The following is a 15,072-nucleotide window of genomic DNA, read 5'->3' on the forward strand; positions in this document are numbered from 1 at the left end:
ATTTTCTTTTAGAAAGGGGAAAAAGGGCAAGGAATGGATTTTCAAAAATTTGTTGATGGTTTTCTTCCAATGACATGCATAATGTCCGTAGAAAATCTTGGAAATGGCAAATGGGGCGAGATTCGAATTGTATGTGGAAATAAAGCCTACATCGATTCAATCGAAAATAATCCAGATGCCCCAAAAATGCTTACAGACAAATTTATTCCCAATAGCCTTTATCAGAATTATTTCCCTAAAGATCCAAACTTTGAATTTTTCTGCTACAGCAGTGCCGTTCTAAAGCAGCCGCAGCATTCCTATGTACATCCGGAACGTTTTGATTTCTGGTTCAACCTTTTTTCTCTGCCTCTTAATGCAGATGATGGAAAGCTATGCTACTGTACATATACTCAGGAACTAACCCACGAAGCAGACTCTTCTAAAATGTCAAATATTTCTCATGATACTGCTACAGAAGTTTTGAACACCTGTATTAAGCTGCGTGGTGCAACAGATTTTAAGGCAACCTTAAAGGAAGTAATTAAAGATATCCGCATTATTTGTGGCGCTGATTATTGTGGACTTCTTGGAATGAATGACCTTACAGAGCAATGCAGCCTGCTTGGTGAAGACATTGATGAGAAATACCGCAGAACAAAATATAAGGAAGACTGGTTTACTCCGGATTTTTATAATATTGCAAAAACCTGGGAAGGAGTTCTTAACGGCAGTAACTGCATAATCTATCGTAATCCGGATGAAATGAATTTCATTAAGGAAAAAGACAAAGCCTGGTATGATTCCCTGAAAGAAGCCAATGTAGAAAGTCTTGTTCTTTTCCCTCTTAAGTCCGGCTACGAGCTTTTGGGCTATATCTGGGCTAACAATTTTGATACTGAAAAGACCATGCACATTAAAGAAACTCTGGAGCTTACAACCTTCTTCCTGGCCTCAGAAATTTCCAGCTATCAAATGTTTGATAAATTCAGAATTCTAAGTACTGTAGATTTGCTTACCGGCGTACTTAATCGAAACGAAATGAACAACCGCGTTATGCAGCTTGGTATTGATGATCGTCCCGGCAGAAAGAATATTGGTATTATCTTTGCAGATTTAAATGGCCTTAAGCGCATGAATGATGATAACGGCCACTCGGCTGGCGATAAACTGATTAAGGATGCAGCTGCTATTCTAAAAGAAGTTTTTCCTCAGGATGAAATTTACCGTGCCGGTGGTGATGAGTTTATGGTGCTGCTGCGGGATACTTCTCTTGAACAGCTTAAGCAGTATGAAAAGACCATTAAGGAAAAGGCAGACAAAACAGACAATGTCAGCTTTGCAGTAGGTATCAGTATTGAAGAAGACAGCCAGAAAATTTACAACGCGATGAAGGCCGCCGACGTAAATATGTATGAAGATAAAAAGAAATTCTACGGCGGACATCCGGAGTTTAAGCGGCATTGATAAAAAGAAAATCAGATATATCTTCAGTCCTCATGCTGCTGGCCCTTATCTGTCTTATGGCAGGCGGCTGGCATGTTGCCCGCAAAAAGGCGCGGCTACGAGAGGCTTCTTCGCTTCCATATTATAAGATTGAAATGTCTCAGATTGCAGACGGCCAGTATGAAGGCAGGACAAACACAAGCTTTCTCCATCTGCACTTAATGGTAACTGTAGAAAATCACCAGCTGAAAAATATTGAAGTTTTAGAAAACGACGGACTGGACGGGGAAACAGCAAAGCCGATAATTCAGGAAATGATAAAACAAAATAAGATTGTCGTGCCTGCAATAAAAGGGGCTGAGCTTGGAAGCCTTGTTTATATCAGTTGTGTGAGCACTGCCCTTTCATTATAATTAACTCATGAAGACAGTTTGTGGAAACGATTTAACAATCGAAGATGTATGCGACGTTGCTTTGCGCGGCGAAGAAGTTGGATTGCCTGAAGATAAGGCATTTTGGGAAACCCTGGAAAAAAGCCGCAAGTTTCTTGAAGATTATATTGCAACCGGTGTACCAACTTATGGTGTAACAACTGATTTTGGTGACAGCTGTCACAATCAGATTTCTGTTGAAAAAGCCGGTGAACTTCAGAGAGTAATCTGTACATATCACGGAATCGGACTTGGTCCAAAGTTTGACCATGAAACAGCACGTGCCGTTGTTCTTGCCCGCTTGAACGGAAACGTAAAGGGAGGCCATTCGGCAATCCGTCCTCAGCTTGCCCGCATGATGGTCACTCTCCTTAACAAAGATATCATTCCTGTAATTCCACAGCTTGGTTCTGTTGGTGCTTCCGGCGACCTTACACCTCTCAGCTATCTTGGCGCAGTTATCATGGGCCAGCGTGAGGTTTACTACAAGGGTAAGGTTGTTCCAACAATGGAAGCCTTTAAGGCAGAAGGAATAGAGCCTCTTCCAATCGAAGCAAAGGAAGGCCTTGCAATTATGAACGGTACGTCAGTTATGACAGCCGTTGCATCTCTTGCCTGGAAAAAGGCAGAACGCCTTGCAAAAATCTCAGACTTCCTTACAGCAGTAACTTCAGAAATCACACGCGGAAAAGACACTCCTTTTGTTGCTAAAGTTAGTGAGATTAAAAACCACCGCGGCCAGTGCGAAAGCGCCGCTTACGTTTATGACATTATAAAAGATTCAAAGCGTGTATGGCGCTACGAAGACTTCCTTAAAAATCAGATTGAAAAGATGGAAGGAAAGGGATTTGTTGCTCAGACAAATAAAATTCAGGACCGCTATTCAATCCGCTGCGCTCCTCAGATTACAGGTGTTTACCGCGACACACTCCGCTTTGCCCGTGACCTCATTACCGAAGAGTTAAACTCAGCTAACGATAATCCTCTTGTAGATATTGAAGCAGGCCGCCTTTACAATACAGGTAACTTCTACGGCGGACACATCTGTGCAGCCTGCGACTACATGAGAACTGCTCTTGCAAACATTGCAGACCTCTCAGACAAACAGGCAGAAGTAATCATCGACGGAAAGTTCAACGGGCTTACAGAAAACCTTATTCCATTTACACCTGCTGATCATCCTCGTGCCGGCCTCCGCCTTGGCTTTAAGGCTGCCCAGATTACAATCTCTGCAATCCGTGGTGAAGTTGCAACTTACTGCTTCCCTGTTTCTTTGACATCCGCTCCAACAGAAGCCCTCAATCAGGACAAGGTTTCTATGGGTACAATTTCTGCACGCAAGTGGGCAGAACAGATTGAGCTTGTATTCCTTCAGTTTGCAACACATCTTCTTGCGGCAATGCAGGCAGTTGATCTTGCGGGATATGAAGATTTTGCTCCATTCACAAAGAAGGTTCACGACGAGGTTCGTAAGATGAGCGCCTTTGTTGAAGACGACCGCGAGCTGGACAAGGAAGCAACTGCTGTCGCAGAATGGCTCAAGACAACAGAGCTTTTTGCTTAATTAATTCTTGCCGTATTTTCCTGCAAATTCGTTTGCAGGAATAGGTTGAGAGAAAACAAAGCCCTGGAGGTAGTCGCAGCCGATGTCTCTCATGGTATCGGCTAGCTCCAGGCTTTCAATTCCTTCTGCTGTAACAGTAAAGCCCATCTGTTTGATTGTCTGAACCAGCGTTGGAAGAATCTTATCTTTTTCCTTAAAATAATCCCATACAAATTCCATATCGAGCTTCACGTTGATAAAAGGACATTTTTTCATTCTTGCGATATTTGAATAACCGCGTCCATAATCATCAAGGGCAAAACAGAAGCCGGCAGCCTTCATAGCTTCCATCTGTTTTTTAAGAAGCTCATAATCAATCATGGACTCTTCTGTAATTTCAAGGTGAATCTTTTCTGCGGGAATGTCATATTTCTTGAGAATCGCCGTAAAATTATCGCAAAGGTCGCGGCGCAGGAATTGAATAGGCGAAAGGTTTACATTAATCCAGGAAAGCCCCATAGCTTCAATATCATTATCATGCAGAAACTGGCAGGTCTTTTCAAACATCTGCTTGCCAAGTATATTAATGCGGCCGTTCTTTTCTGCTATAGGAATAAACTGTGAAGGCGGAATGATTTCCCCGTTTGAATCCCGGATTCTTGCAAGAGCTTCTGCACCTGTAAGTTTTTGACTTCTGGCATCAACAACCGGCTGAAGATATAATTCAATAGAATTGTGTTCGATTGCAAGTTCAACAGCTCTCTTAGTATGCTTGTTCTGTTCAATCTGTTCTACCTGCTCAATTGTAACATTCAGCTCTGCCTGATTTTTAGATTGAATATCAGTTAGTGAAGTAAGCATGGTAGTAAAAAGTAAATCACGGTCGCAGGAAATTGTTTCCGGATTTAACTGGGCAAAGCTGATTTCCAAAAATAAATCTATATCTTCGCCTGTATTCCAGGCAGAATCAAAACGGTTACGAATTTTATTTTTGATTTCCTCTGCCTGTGAATAATCTTTTCCTACAAGAACAAATCTTCCGTCGCGCAAATAAAAAATCATAAGCTTTGGAAAAGTCTGCTTTAAGAAAGAACCAATCAGAGAAAGCCCCTTATCGGTCTGGTTGTTAGAATAAATGTCGCGCAGCTCGCCGTAATTATGAATTGTAAAGCCTAGAATTAAAGGGTATTTTCCGGCCTTCATTTCCATAAATAAATGCATCAGGGCCTTACGGTTAAAGGCGCCGCTCTTTTCTTCAATAAATAAGGCTGGATTTTCAAAGGCCAGATAAATTACGATTATTGAAACCAGAGTAAAGAAGTTCATTATTAAATAACGGGGATAAACAATTCTCAGTGTATAGCCTGTAAGAAGAACAAGATTATATCCAAGGCAGAAAATAAATTCTCCGGTAGAAATGTTTTTGCGGTAGCGAATTACATAGATAATTGAAAGAATAACATAATAATAAGCACAGACGTAAATCAGACAATAAAGCGGTCCCTGAGAGTATTTTCCGGATTCTGAAATTCTAAAAATAGTTTCAAAAAAGAAATTAAGAAGAACAAAGATATGAGCAGCAAGAGTCGGAATAAGGAAGATAAGAATTTCTTTTTTAGAAGTTCTCATATCTTTCTTAACAATAATGGTTGTAAACATTAAGAAGCAGAAAGTTCTTTGGAGAAATAAAATAAAGAAAACAATATTCTGAAGTCTTAAAATACATGGATCAAGGTAGTTAAAGTGTTCCAGACAATAAGAACTTACAACATCAACAAAAAGGGTAAGCAGATCAATTACAATAATATAGATAAAGGCTCTGTTGATTTTGATGGGTAGGCGGGGCTGAGTAAAATAGAAAATAAGGAAGGTGCCTATGATGACACATTCCGGAAGGATGAGATTATAATTCCACAAAATAAAACCCCCTCATAAGGTTATTTCTTTAATTATGAGGGGGTATTAACAAATATGCAAATAACAATTTGTTATGAGTTTTTAAGATTAATTACAACTCTTCCTGAGTAACGCTTACATTTCCAATCCAGACATCATTTGTGTCCAGGCCAAGATTAAATTCCAGGCGGGCTGTAGGGTCTGTATCATTTTCCATTGTAAAGAAGTATGAAAAATGCTGACTATCGGTCGTTAGTTCAGGATAGTATTCCGGTGAATAAACTGCCCAGCTGTTGTCTGCGTCGCCGCCAAGTTTTACTGCAATTTTGCGTGCTGCACTAGCTTTAGCGTCAAACTGGATTTTGTAAGAGTAACCCTTTGCAACCGGCAGGTGCTGAATCAGCTGAACAGAATAATTCTGATTTCCCGGGTTTGTGATTTTTACACGGCGGCCTTCGCCTTCTGCAGAAGATACTGCTTTTCCGCCAAAATCAGAAAGTGCAAGAAAATACCATACTCGCTCTTTTACATCCATATTCTCGTTAGAAGACATACCTGCATTTTTACCTTCGCAGACAGCCTTTGAAAGCTTAGAGTCAAAAATAAAGTTACGTCCATCAGCAGTTTCAAAAGATTTGAACTTAGTTTCATCGCGCTCCGGGGTAGGGCGCTTTACTTCTGTTGCATAAGCTTCATCCTTGTCGTAAACGCGAACCCAGTCTACCAGCATCTGAGCAGGAAGGTCTGAATCTTCCGGTGCAACTACGCCGTCGTAATTACCACCAAGGGCAAAGTTCAAAAGAATGTAGAAAGGTTTATCATAAGGAGCAGGGTAGGCATATGGTTCAGATTCGCCGGCTCCCAAAGACCACCACTGTGAGGTTTCGTAATATTTGTTACCGTCAACTAACCAGCGGAGAAGACCAGGTTCCCATTCAAGAGAGTAAACGTGGTAGTCTGCAATAGTTTCTCCGCTAGGGAACTTATACATTCCGCCTGTATATTTGTTTCCTGGCCAGGCCTGACCAAAGTGCACAGTTCCGTAAACACGGTTTGGCAGACGGCCCTTTGCTTCGAGAATATCAATTTCTCCGGAAGAAGCCCATACACCATAATCAGTTGTTGCAGGAAGCAGCCAGAAAGCAGGCCAGATTCCGTTTCCGGTTGGCATTTTGATTCTTGCTTCAATGCGGCCGTAGGTTTTTGTAAAGAGCTCTGTACCGTCATCTTTTACTGTTCGCAGTCGGGCAGAGGTGTAAGACATGCCTTCGTAATTTTCTTTGCGGGCTTCGAGAACAAGGTTGCCGTCTTTTACACTGGCATTTTCCTTGCGGTAATACTGGAGCTCATTATTACCCCAGCCAACAAGACCATACTGGCTTCCGGTTCCAATCTGAAAGTCCCATTTTGTGGTGTCAATTTCTTTTCCGTTGAACTCATCGTTCCATACAAGGTGCCAGCCGGCAGGCGCCTGGACTTTGGCAGTCTTTCCACCATTTTTATTACAGCTGGTCAAACTAACAATCGTTAGTAATACAAGACCTGTTGTGGCACCTGCTGCAAAAGCCTTACTTAATTGTGAATATTTTTTCATCTGCATCTCCTTATTTTAGCTTCCCGGTTCAAGCCCGGGAATGACATGTTATTTTAATATCCAGGTTTGAATTGCACGTGGCGGGCACTTAAGGTAAAGAGGAGCTGCCGGATTGCCGGACTCTGCCTTTGCGCCATCCTTTGAGTTTGCCGCAGTGCGGGCTTTTTCCCAGTCGCGCAGGTCTGCAGTCTGCACGCCACCGGCTGCTTCAATTTTGAACTCAAAGGCCAGGTCTGCTTCTGTACGGTTTGTAACAATCAGAACAATGCTTCCATCCGGATTCTTAAAGGCTACAGTTTCTGCTTCGTCAGTAAGGTGACCGCTAACAGTGGCCGGTGTCATCCATGAGAAAAAGTCGGAAGAAACCCGCACCGCTCCAGGCTTTATAAAACGACTGAAATGTCCTATATAATAGTAAGAACTCTGAAAGTGGAGTTCGCCTTTTTCTTCATCAGCTAAGATAGGAGCATCGCAGTAGTTACCAACATGGTTAGGACCACCCTTCATATCAAGAACAATGTTCCAGTCAATCCATTTAGTACAGCCGCTTCTAAGGTCGTTAATAATGTTATGGGCATAACGCTCACCTGTAAACCAGGCACCATTACGAGGGCCGCCTTCAATACAGCCTTCTGTAAAAATCAGGTCAATGTCTGGGTAGCGCTTTGCAATTTCTTTAATGTTGTCGTACTGGTCACCCGAGTACCAGTGGAAGGCAAGACCCGCAACATATTTAGAAGCACCTGGAACCTTAAGAGATTCTTCCAGACGTTCAAGAGCCAGGTCACGGTTATGATCCCAGATGTAAATTTTTACATCGCCAAGACCTGCCTTTTCGAGTGCCGGTCCAAGATATTGTGCGGCAAATTCACCCTCTTCCTTAGCAGAGTATTCGCAGGAATCCCAGGACTGCACAGCAGCCGGTTCATTCTGTATTGTGACAAAGCTGATTTTAATATCACGCTCTGCCATCTTTTTAATAAAAGTCACAAAATACTGGGCCCACAATTCTCTATAGCAGTCGAGGAGGTGGCCGCCATGGTTCATATCACCGTTGTCTTTCATCCATAATGGAGGAGACCATGGGCTCATCAAGAATTGAACGTCACTACCTTCGTTCTTAGCAATTCTTTGAACATCCATAGTCAATGGAGAAATATATTTGTCGGTGCGGTCCATAGAAAAAGACTTGAGCCTTTCATCTTTTTCTGGAACGCAGGCCCAGTTATCAAGAGAAAAATCACAGGAATTCATATGGATGCGGGCAAAATGGTAAGCATTACCTGTTTTAGGATTATAGTAGGCTTCAATAGCCTGCTTACGTACCTGAGATGGGAGACGAGAAAGCACATAGCCTGAAGATTCAGTTAAAGCTCCTCCAAAGCCGTAAAACTTCTGAAAGCTTTCTTCCGGCTTAAGGTTGAGAGTGGTTGGAATCCAGCCTCCGGCTTCGTAGATTCTATCTTCCGGAGAAAGTTCCCAAATGCGTTCTGCAGTATCCTTTGCAGTTTCGTATAGTTTTTCAATTTTCATGCCTTGAGTATAAACTCGGATAAGGCATTGTGAAAGTTTGATAATTTTCTAAATGGTGTAAAATTTTCGGCTGTTTATGAAAGGAAAAGAGTTCCAGTAGCAGCGTCGTCGTATAGCGAGGCGAGAGCATTTTCTTTACCGCCGTTTGCCAGAAGCATATCAATTCCGTATTCAGTAACCTTTTCTGCGGCCTGAATCTTTGTTTCCATACCGCCTGTACCAAAGGCATTTGTTTCGCCAATTTTTATGGATTTTCGCAGCTCCGGAATAGATTCTACACTTTCAATCAGCTTTGCATCCGGATTTGTTTTAGGATTATCAGAATAAACGCCGTCTATATCGCTGAAGAGAATAAGCAGGTCTGCAGACCAGAGAATTGCTGTGAGGGCGCTCAGGTTATCGTTATCGCCGATTTTAATTTCGTCGTAGCTTACACTGTCGTTTTCGTTGATGATGGGTACAACACCTTCGTCTACCAGAGTGAAAAGTGTGTTGCGGATGTTGAGACTGCGGTGTTCGTTTTCAAAATCATCTTTTGTAAGCAGCAGCTGGCCAATGTGAAGCTCCTGTTTCTGGAAAGCCTTACGCCACTGGTGCATAAGCTCAACCTGGCCAATCGAACAAAGGGCCTGACGGTAGTGAACATCCTTTTTGCGGGCCCATTCCTTAGTAGTAGAAACACCTGCAACCTGAGCACCGGAAGAAACCAGAATAATCTGTTTTCCCTGCTTTATGAGGTTTGCGCACTGCTCGGCAAAAGAAAGCATAAAGTCCAGATTGATTGTACCGTCTGCTTTTGCCAGAGTGTTGCTGCCGATTTTAATTACTATTTTACGTGCCTTTTTTAGGCTTTCGTTTATTTTACTCATCTTATCTGTCCTTCGCCGTCTATTAAGTATTTTGTTGTTGTAAGCACTTTAATTCCCATTGGGCCGCGGGCGTGCAGCTTCTGGGTTGAGATTCCGAGTTCGGCACCAAAGCCAAACTCGCCGCCGTCTGTAAAGCGGGTGCTGGCATTTACGTAAACACAAGAGGCATCAATCATAGACTGGAAGAGTCTGGTGTTAGCCCGGCTTTCAGAAATTATGCTTTCGCTGTGCTTTGTGTTGTGAGAGTTGATATAGCTGATTGCTTCTTCAATTGAATCTACAACCTTGATGCAGCATTCGTAATCAAGATATTCGTTGCCAAAGTCGGCATCGGTAGCGGGAAGAAGGGTGGTTTCGATACGTCCGCTTTGCGGACACTCAACCACCGCATTTTTCAGAATCTCGAATGCTTGCTCGTCGGCATGCAGCTTTACACGGCCTGCAAACTTTGCTTCCAGCTTTGGAAGGAAGGCTTCGGCTACGGCTTTGTGCACTACAATACACTCAATCGCATTACAAACGCTTGGGCGTTGAATCTTTGCGTTTTCGGCAATTGTGCAGGCCATATCAAGATTTGCTTCGCTGTCTACATAAAGATGACAAACTCCGCTTCCGGTTTCAATAACCGGCACTTTTGCATTTCTTACAACATTTTCAATCAGCTTTTTACCGCCGCGTGGCAGACATACATCAATCATACCAACAGCATTCAAAATCTGGTCTACATCGCTGTGGTCGTGGTCGCGGACCTCTACAAGTTCAATAGCTTCAGGCACGCCACCTTCCACAGCAGCCAGAGCCTCGCGGATTACGCGGACAATTTCCACATTAGATTTATAAGAAGATGAAGAACCTCGCAGCAAAATTGCGTTTCCGCTTTTGTAAGCAAGACTAAAAGCGTCTACAGTTACGTTAGGGCGGTTTTCATAAATAATTGCAACAACTCCAAGAGGTACACGAACCTGGCGGATTGTCATTCCATTAGGAGTTTTCCAGCCGGCAACTTCTTCGCCAACGGGGTCTGTCTGGCCAATTACAAGGCGGAGGCTTTCGATAATTCCGTCAATTCTTTTGTCATTAAGCAAAAGGCGGTCAATAATAGACTCGCTCATTCCGTTTGCGCGTGCCGCATCAATATCAGCTTTGTTAGCAGAAATAATGGAAGCACGGTTTTTGTCCAGAGCTTCTGCAACGGCTGCAAGGGCGCGGTTTTTTTCGCTGGCATTCTGCAAGGCAAGCTTCTGGCTGGCAGATCGCAGGGAATCGGTTGTTTTTTTCAGGTCCATAGTTTTCTCCAAAAAAAAAGACCGGAACTTTTCGCTCCGGTCTGCTTAGTCAATTTTTAGTAGTTTGCAAGGAAATACATTCCCAGCAGCATAGCTAACCGGCATTTTTCTTCTGACCATTCAGTTTTGGGAGGAAGGTTTGAAATGTACCACCAGAAAATTCCGAATTCAGGATCAATGCGGAGAGTATATTCTGCAAAGTCAGGAGTGTCCGGTTTCTGTCCGAACATCAAAAATACTGCCTGATTAATCAACTGCAAAAAGAGAACGTAATTATCTTTCCATGATTTGTTACTCAGGAAAACGTCAAGCTGGTAAAGAAGCTGATCCTTCAAAGCAATGTCAGATTTTTCAACCCAAGTCTTCTGAATCAGCAGGGTTAAGTTGTTCTTGAAACTTGAAACCAGTTTTTCAACGGCTTCTTCCTTCATTTTAGAAAAACCCTTTCCAAAACCAAACGCAGCAGCAATTGCATCAGCAGACGATTCGTAACCCTTTTCTTTATTAAGGAAAACAGAAAGCGAATCTATTGTTTTTTTGTCTAAAAATTCAGTAATCAAGTCAGCCTGTTTAGTCATACTGTAAATATTAAAGATTATTGCAGGCTTGGTCAATAAGACTCTTCTATCCCTGGTATACTAGTATTTACTGCTTTCCTACTGTAAATTTGTATAAGGTAATATGTAATTTTTTTCGGGGCCTTATTGACAAGTTAGGTAGTGCTAACTATAATGAATAAAATGTTAGCACTACCTAACTTTATTTTTTAACTTAAATGTTAGATAAAACTAACTTTTAGGGGGCTAAAAAAATGCCATTAACAATGGTAAATCAGGATGAGCATTTTCTGATTAAAAAAATCACAGGTAAAGAAGAAGTTCGTCGTTTTTTGGAAAATCTTGGCTTTGTCGCAGGAGCTGAGGTGTCTGTTGTTTCTAAAATCTGCGGAAATGTAATCGTTCAAATCAAAGAGAGCCGTGTTGCAATCAGCAAGGAAATGGCTCAGAAAATTATAGTGTAAGTTTTTCGTCATTGCGAGCGCAGCGAAGCAATCCAGCTCGGAAAATGGATTGCCACGTCGCTGCGCTCCTCGCAATGACGGTGGAGTATAGGAGATAAAGTCATGACATTACGTGAAACAAAAACTGGCCAGACAGTTAAAGTTGTAAAACTGAATGGCGAGGGTGCGGTAAAACGCCGCATTATGGACATGGGAATTACTAAAGGCGTAGAAATCTACGTTCGCAAGGTTGCACCTCTTGGAGATCCTGTGGAAGTCACAGTTCGAGGCTACGAGCTTTCTGTTCGCAAGGCCGATGCAGAAATGGTGGAGGTAGAATAATGATTAAAATAGCACTTGCCGGAAACCCAAATGCCGGTAAAACAACTTTGTTTAATGCCCTTACAGGCTCGAATCAGTTTGTAGGAAACTGGCCTGGAGTAACTGTAGAAAAAAAGGAAGGAAAACTTAAGGGACACAACGGTGACGTTGTAATTATGGACTTGCCTGGTATTTACTCTCTTTCTCCATATACTTTGGAAGAAGTTGTTAGCCGTGACTATCTCGTAAAAGAACGTCCTGATGCAATTTTGAATATTGTTGATGGAACTAACCTTGAAAGAAACCTTTATCTTACAACTCAGCTTGCAGAGCTTGGTATTCCAATGGTAGTTGCAGTTAACATGATGGATGTTGTTAAAAAGAACGGCGACAAAATTCATATTGATGCAATGCAGGAAGAGCTTGGTTGCCCGGTTGTGGAGATTTCTGCTCTTAAAGGAACAGGATGTATTGAAGCCGCAGAAATTGCAGTAAACAAAGCTAAAGATAAAAAGCCTATGATGTACAAACACCGCTTTGAAGGCTGTGTTGAACATGCACTTGCTCATATCGAAGAAGCTGTTGTACATGATCTTCCAGAAGAGCAGCATCGCTGGTATTCAGTAAAGCTTTTTGAACGTGATGAAAAAGTAATCAAGGCTCTTGGAGTTAGCGAAGACAAACTTAATCATATTGAAACAGATATTAAAGCTTGTGAAGCAGAACTTGATGATGATTCTGAATCTATCATTACAGCAGAACGCTACAAGTATATCGAATCAATCATTCAGAAATGTGTTACAAAAAAGAACCGCACAAAGCTCAGTACATCAGACAAAATTGACCGCGTAGTTACAAACCGCTGGCTGGCACTTCCGATTTTTGCTCTTGTTATGTGGCTTGTTTACTATGTTTCTATGGTAACTGTTGGTGCCGCTGCTACAGACTGGGCAAACGACGGGCTCTTTGGTGACGGATATCATCTCTTTGGAATTGGTACAGGGGCCTATGAAGAAGCTGCCGAAGAGTTTGGTGATTCAGCTGCAATTCTTGAAGCTGCAGAAGCTGGCGAAGTTACTTATGTTGTAGTTGATGATGAAACAATGGAAGTTTCTGAACCAATCGAAATTACAGAAGATGCAATAGCAGAAGCTAATGCAATGGTTGAAAAGTATGGCGAAGAAGGTCCTGATCCTGCTGATTACGGTGTATGGGTACCAGGTATTCCAGCTCTCATTGAAAGCGGCCTTGATGCTATCGGCTGTGCAGACTGGCTCAAAGGTTTGATTCTTGACGGTATTGTTGCCGGTGTTGGTGCAGTTCTTGGCTTTGTTCCACAGATGTTAGTTCTCTTTATCTTCCTTGCCTTCCTTGAAGCTTGTGGTTACATGGCACGTATTGCCTTTATTCTTGACCGTATTTTCCGCCGCTTCGGACTTTCCGGAAAATCATTTATTCCGGTTCTTATTGGAACAGGTTGTGGTGTTCCTGGTATTATGGCTTGTCGTACAATCGAAAATGAACGCGACCGCCGTATGACAATCATGACAACAACCTTCATTCCTTGTGGTGCTAAGGTTCCATTTATTGCCCTTGTTGCCGGAGCTATCTTTGGTGGTTCTGCAGCAATTGCAACATCCGCTTACTTTATCGGAATTGCAGCAATCATTTGTTCTGGTATTATTCTTAAAAAGACAAAGCCTTTCATGGGTGAAGTTGCTCCATTTGTAATGGAACTTCCTGCATACCACTGGCCTACATTTGGAAACGTTATGCGTTCAATGTGGGAACGCGGCTGGTCATTCATCAAGAAGGCAGGAACAATCATTTTGCTTTCAACAATCATAATCTGGTTCCTTTCATTCTTTGGCTGGACAGATGGCGGATTTGGAATGCTTGAAGAAGATCAGATGGATGCAAGTATTCTTGCAAAGCTTGGAAGCTGCATTGCATGGATCTTTGCTCCTCTTGGATGGGGTAACTGGCAGGCCGCTGTTGCTTCTGTAACAGGTCTTGTTGCAAAGGAAAATATTGTTGGTACAATGGGTATTCTCTATGGTGGAGAAGAAACCTGGGCAAATCTTGCTGCAGCATTTACCCATCCGGCAGGACTTTCATTCCTTATTTTCAACCTCTTGTGTGCTCCTTGTTTTGCTGCAATCGGTGCTATAAAGCGTGAGATGAACAACAGAAAGTGGACCTGGGCTGCAATCGGCTGGCAGTGTGGACTTGCTTATGCAGTTTCATTTGTAGTTTACCAGCTTGGTTCTATGTTCAGTGGAGCCGGAAATATCTTCGGATTCATCCTGGCAATTCTTGTGATTGCCTGCTTCGGATGGGCTTTATTCCGCAAGGCAAAAGTTGTAAAATAAGCAATCAAATGTCATTCCCGGGCTTGACCCGGGAATCAAGAAATCATCGTTATGTATGGATTGTCCGGTCAAGCCGGACAATGACATATCTGGAGTAACTTTATGGGAACACTTATAGTCAGCATTATTCTTCTCGCAATTGTTGTACTTGTAATCCATTCTCTCATAAAATCTAAACGCTCCGGCCGCCACCCCTCCTGTGGCGGCAACTGCGGTACTTGTGGACATGTCTGCAAGGCAGCCTATCCTCATTCAACTTCTTTTCTAAATAATCATACAAAAAAAGCAAAGAAAGATTGTAAGTAAGCAGATAAAAGCATTTAACAGTAAATTATCAGTTAGGATAAAATAACTGTTGTCGATTATAAACTCTTTTAGTATACTATATCTAAGAGGTTAATATGGTAATTAAAGAATCTGCAGAAATGTATCTTGAGACAATTTTGGTTCTTTCAAAGCAGGGAGCTGTGCGCTCTATCGACATTGCAAAAGAAATGAACTTTTCGCGTCCATCAGTAAGTGTTGCCTTACATAATCTTGAAAAAGAGGAATATATTTCAATTGAGTCAGACCAGACCATAAAGCTGCTTCCAAAGGGCGCAGAAATTGCCAAAACAATTTACGAACGTCATACTGTTCTTACAGAGTTCTTTGAGCAGATTGGTGTAAAATCTTCTATTGCTTCAGAAGATGCCTGCAAAATCGAACACGATATCAGTCCGGAATCATTCAAAGCTATTAAGAAGCTTGTTAAAAATAATAAGGCTGAAAAATAAAACAAAAGATATTTTAAAATAAAAAA

General features: G+C 42.2%; 14 protein-coding genes. 8 read left to right on the forward strand and 6 right to left on the reverse strand.

Translation table 11 applies throughout. The annotated features are described in order from the left end of the window. Positions 1 to 33: 33 nt before the first annotated feature. The 3 genes from G626_RS0111925 to G626_RS16535 are packed head-to-tail and all read left to right on the forward strand — an operon-like array spanning position 34 to position 3,420. Positions 34 to 1,446: a GGDEF domain-containing protein gene (locus G626_RS0111925; RefSeq protein ID WP_022933015.1), complete on the forward strand. Its 1,413-nt coding sequence runs from the start codon at positions 34 to 36 to the stop codon at positions 1,444 to 1,446. Next, positions 1,443 to 1,838, forward strand: coding sequence for a hypothetical protein (locus G626_RS0111930; RefSeq protein ID WP_022933016.1), 396 nt, complete (start codon positions 1,443 to 1,445; stop codon positions 1,836 to 1,838). The genes G626_RS0111925 and G626_RS0111930 overlap by 4 nt, the downstream gene beginning before the upstream one ends. A 7-nt stretch (positions 1,839 to 1,845) precedes the next feature. Then, the gene (locus G626_RS16535; protein WP_022933017.1) at positions 1,846 to 3,420 is read left to right on the forward strand and encodes an HAL/PAL/TAL family ammonia-lyase; all 1,575 of its coding nucleotides are present in this window, start codon (positions 1,846 to 1,848) and stop codon (positions 3,418 to 3,420) included. Here the strand turns inward: G626_RS16535 and G626_RS0111940 are convergent, their stop codons facing one another. The 6 genes from G626_RS0111940 to G626_RS0111965 all read right to left on the reverse strand — a co-directional run bounded on the left by G626_RS0111940 (position 3,421) and on the right by G626_RS0111965 (position 11,155). Continuing rightward, positions 3,421 to 5,316: an EAL domain-containing protein gene (locus G626_RS0111940; RefSeq protein WP_022933018.1), complete on the reverse strand. Its 1,896-nt coding sequence runs from the start codon at positions 5,314 to 5,316 to the stop codon at positions 3,421 to 3,423. It abuts the gene before it with no gap. Positions 5,317 to 5,407: 91 nt separating this feature from the next. Next, a complete protein-coding gene (locus G626_RS16540) occupies positions 5,408 to 6,889 on the reverse strand; it encodes a family 16 glycosylhydrolase (protein WP_051142235.1) in 1,482 nt (493 codons plus the stop codon). Positions 6,890 to 6,937: 48 nt separating this feature from the next. Beyond that, on the reverse strand, positions 6,938 to 8,422 hold the full coding sequence (locus tag G626_RS16545) for a glycoside hydrolase family 30 protein (RefSeq protein WP_022933019.1): 1,485 nt from the start codon (positions 8,420 to 8,422) through the stop codon (positions 6,938 to 6,940). A gap of 74 nt (positions 8,423 to 8,496) precedes the next feature. After that, positions 8,497 to 9,291, reverse strand: coding sequence for a glutamate 5-kinase (proB, locus tag G626_RS0111955; RefSeq protein WP_022933020.1), 795 nt, complete (start codon positions 9,289 to 9,291; stop codon positions 8,497 to 8,499). Beyond that, complete coding sequence (locus tag G626_RS0111960; RefSeq protein ID WP_022933021.1) at positions 9,288 to 10,577, reverse strand: glutamate-5-semialdehyde dehydrogenase; 1,290 nt, start codon at positions 10,575 to 10,577, stop codon at positions 9,288 to 9,290. The genes proB and G626_RS0111960 overlap by 4 nt, the downstream gene beginning before the upstream one ends. 56 nt (positions 10,578 to 10,633) lie before the next feature. Continuing rightward, entirely contained in the window at positions 10,634 to 11,155 is a 522-nt protein-coding gene (locus G626_RS0111965; protein WP_033421848.1) for a hypothetical protein, read from the reverse strand. Positions 11,156 to 11,388: 233 nt separating this feature from the next. Here G626_RS0111965 and G626_RS0111970 point away from each other — a divergent pair, with 233 nt between their 5' ends. The 5 genes from G626_RS0111970 (at position 11,389) to G626_RS0111990 (ending at position 15,046) form a co-directional block, all read left to right on the forward strand. Continuing rightward, the gene (locus tag G626_RS0111970) at positions 11,389 to 11,598 is read left to right on the forward strand and encodes a FeoA family protein (RefSeq protein WP_022933023.1); all 210 of its coding nucleotides are present in this window, start codon (positions 11,389 to 11,391) and stop codon (positions 11,596 to 11,598) included. Positions 11,599 to 11,700: 102 nt separating this feature from the next. Next, positions 11,701 to 11,919: a FeoA family protein gene (locus G626_RS0111975; protein ID WP_022933024.1), complete on the forward strand. Its 219-nt coding sequence runs from the start codon at positions 11,701 to 11,703 to the stop codon at positions 11,917 to 11,919. Beyond that, positions 11,919 to 14,270, forward strand: a complete 2,352-nt coding sequence (feoB, locus tag G626_RS0111980; RefSeq protein WP_022933025.1) for a ferrous iron transporter B — start codon at positions 11,919 to 11,921, stop codon at positions 14,268 to 14,270. Before G626_RS0111975 ends, feoB begins: the two co-directional genes overlap by 1 nt. A 102-nt stretch (positions 14,271 to 14,372) precedes the next feature. Further along, entirely contained in the window at positions 14,373 to 14,576 is a 204-nt protein-coding gene (locus G626_RS17970) for a FeoB-associated Cys-rich membrane protein (protein ID WP_022933026.1), read from the forward strand. A gap of 95 nt (positions 14,577 to 14,671) precedes the next feature. Then, the gene (locus G626_RS0111990) at positions 14,672 to 15,046 is read left to right on the forward strand and encodes a metal-dependent transcriptional regulator (protein ID WP_022933027.1); all 375 of its coding nucleotides are present in this window, start codon (positions 14,672 to 14,674) and stop codon (positions 15,044 to 15,046) included. Positions 15,047 to 15,072: the final 26 nt, after the last annotated feature.

This window comes from Treponema bryantii NK4A124 (assembly GCF_000421345.1).
GTDB lineage: Bacteria > Spirochaetota > Spirochaetia > Treponematales > Treponemataceae > Treponema_D > Treponema_D bryantii_B.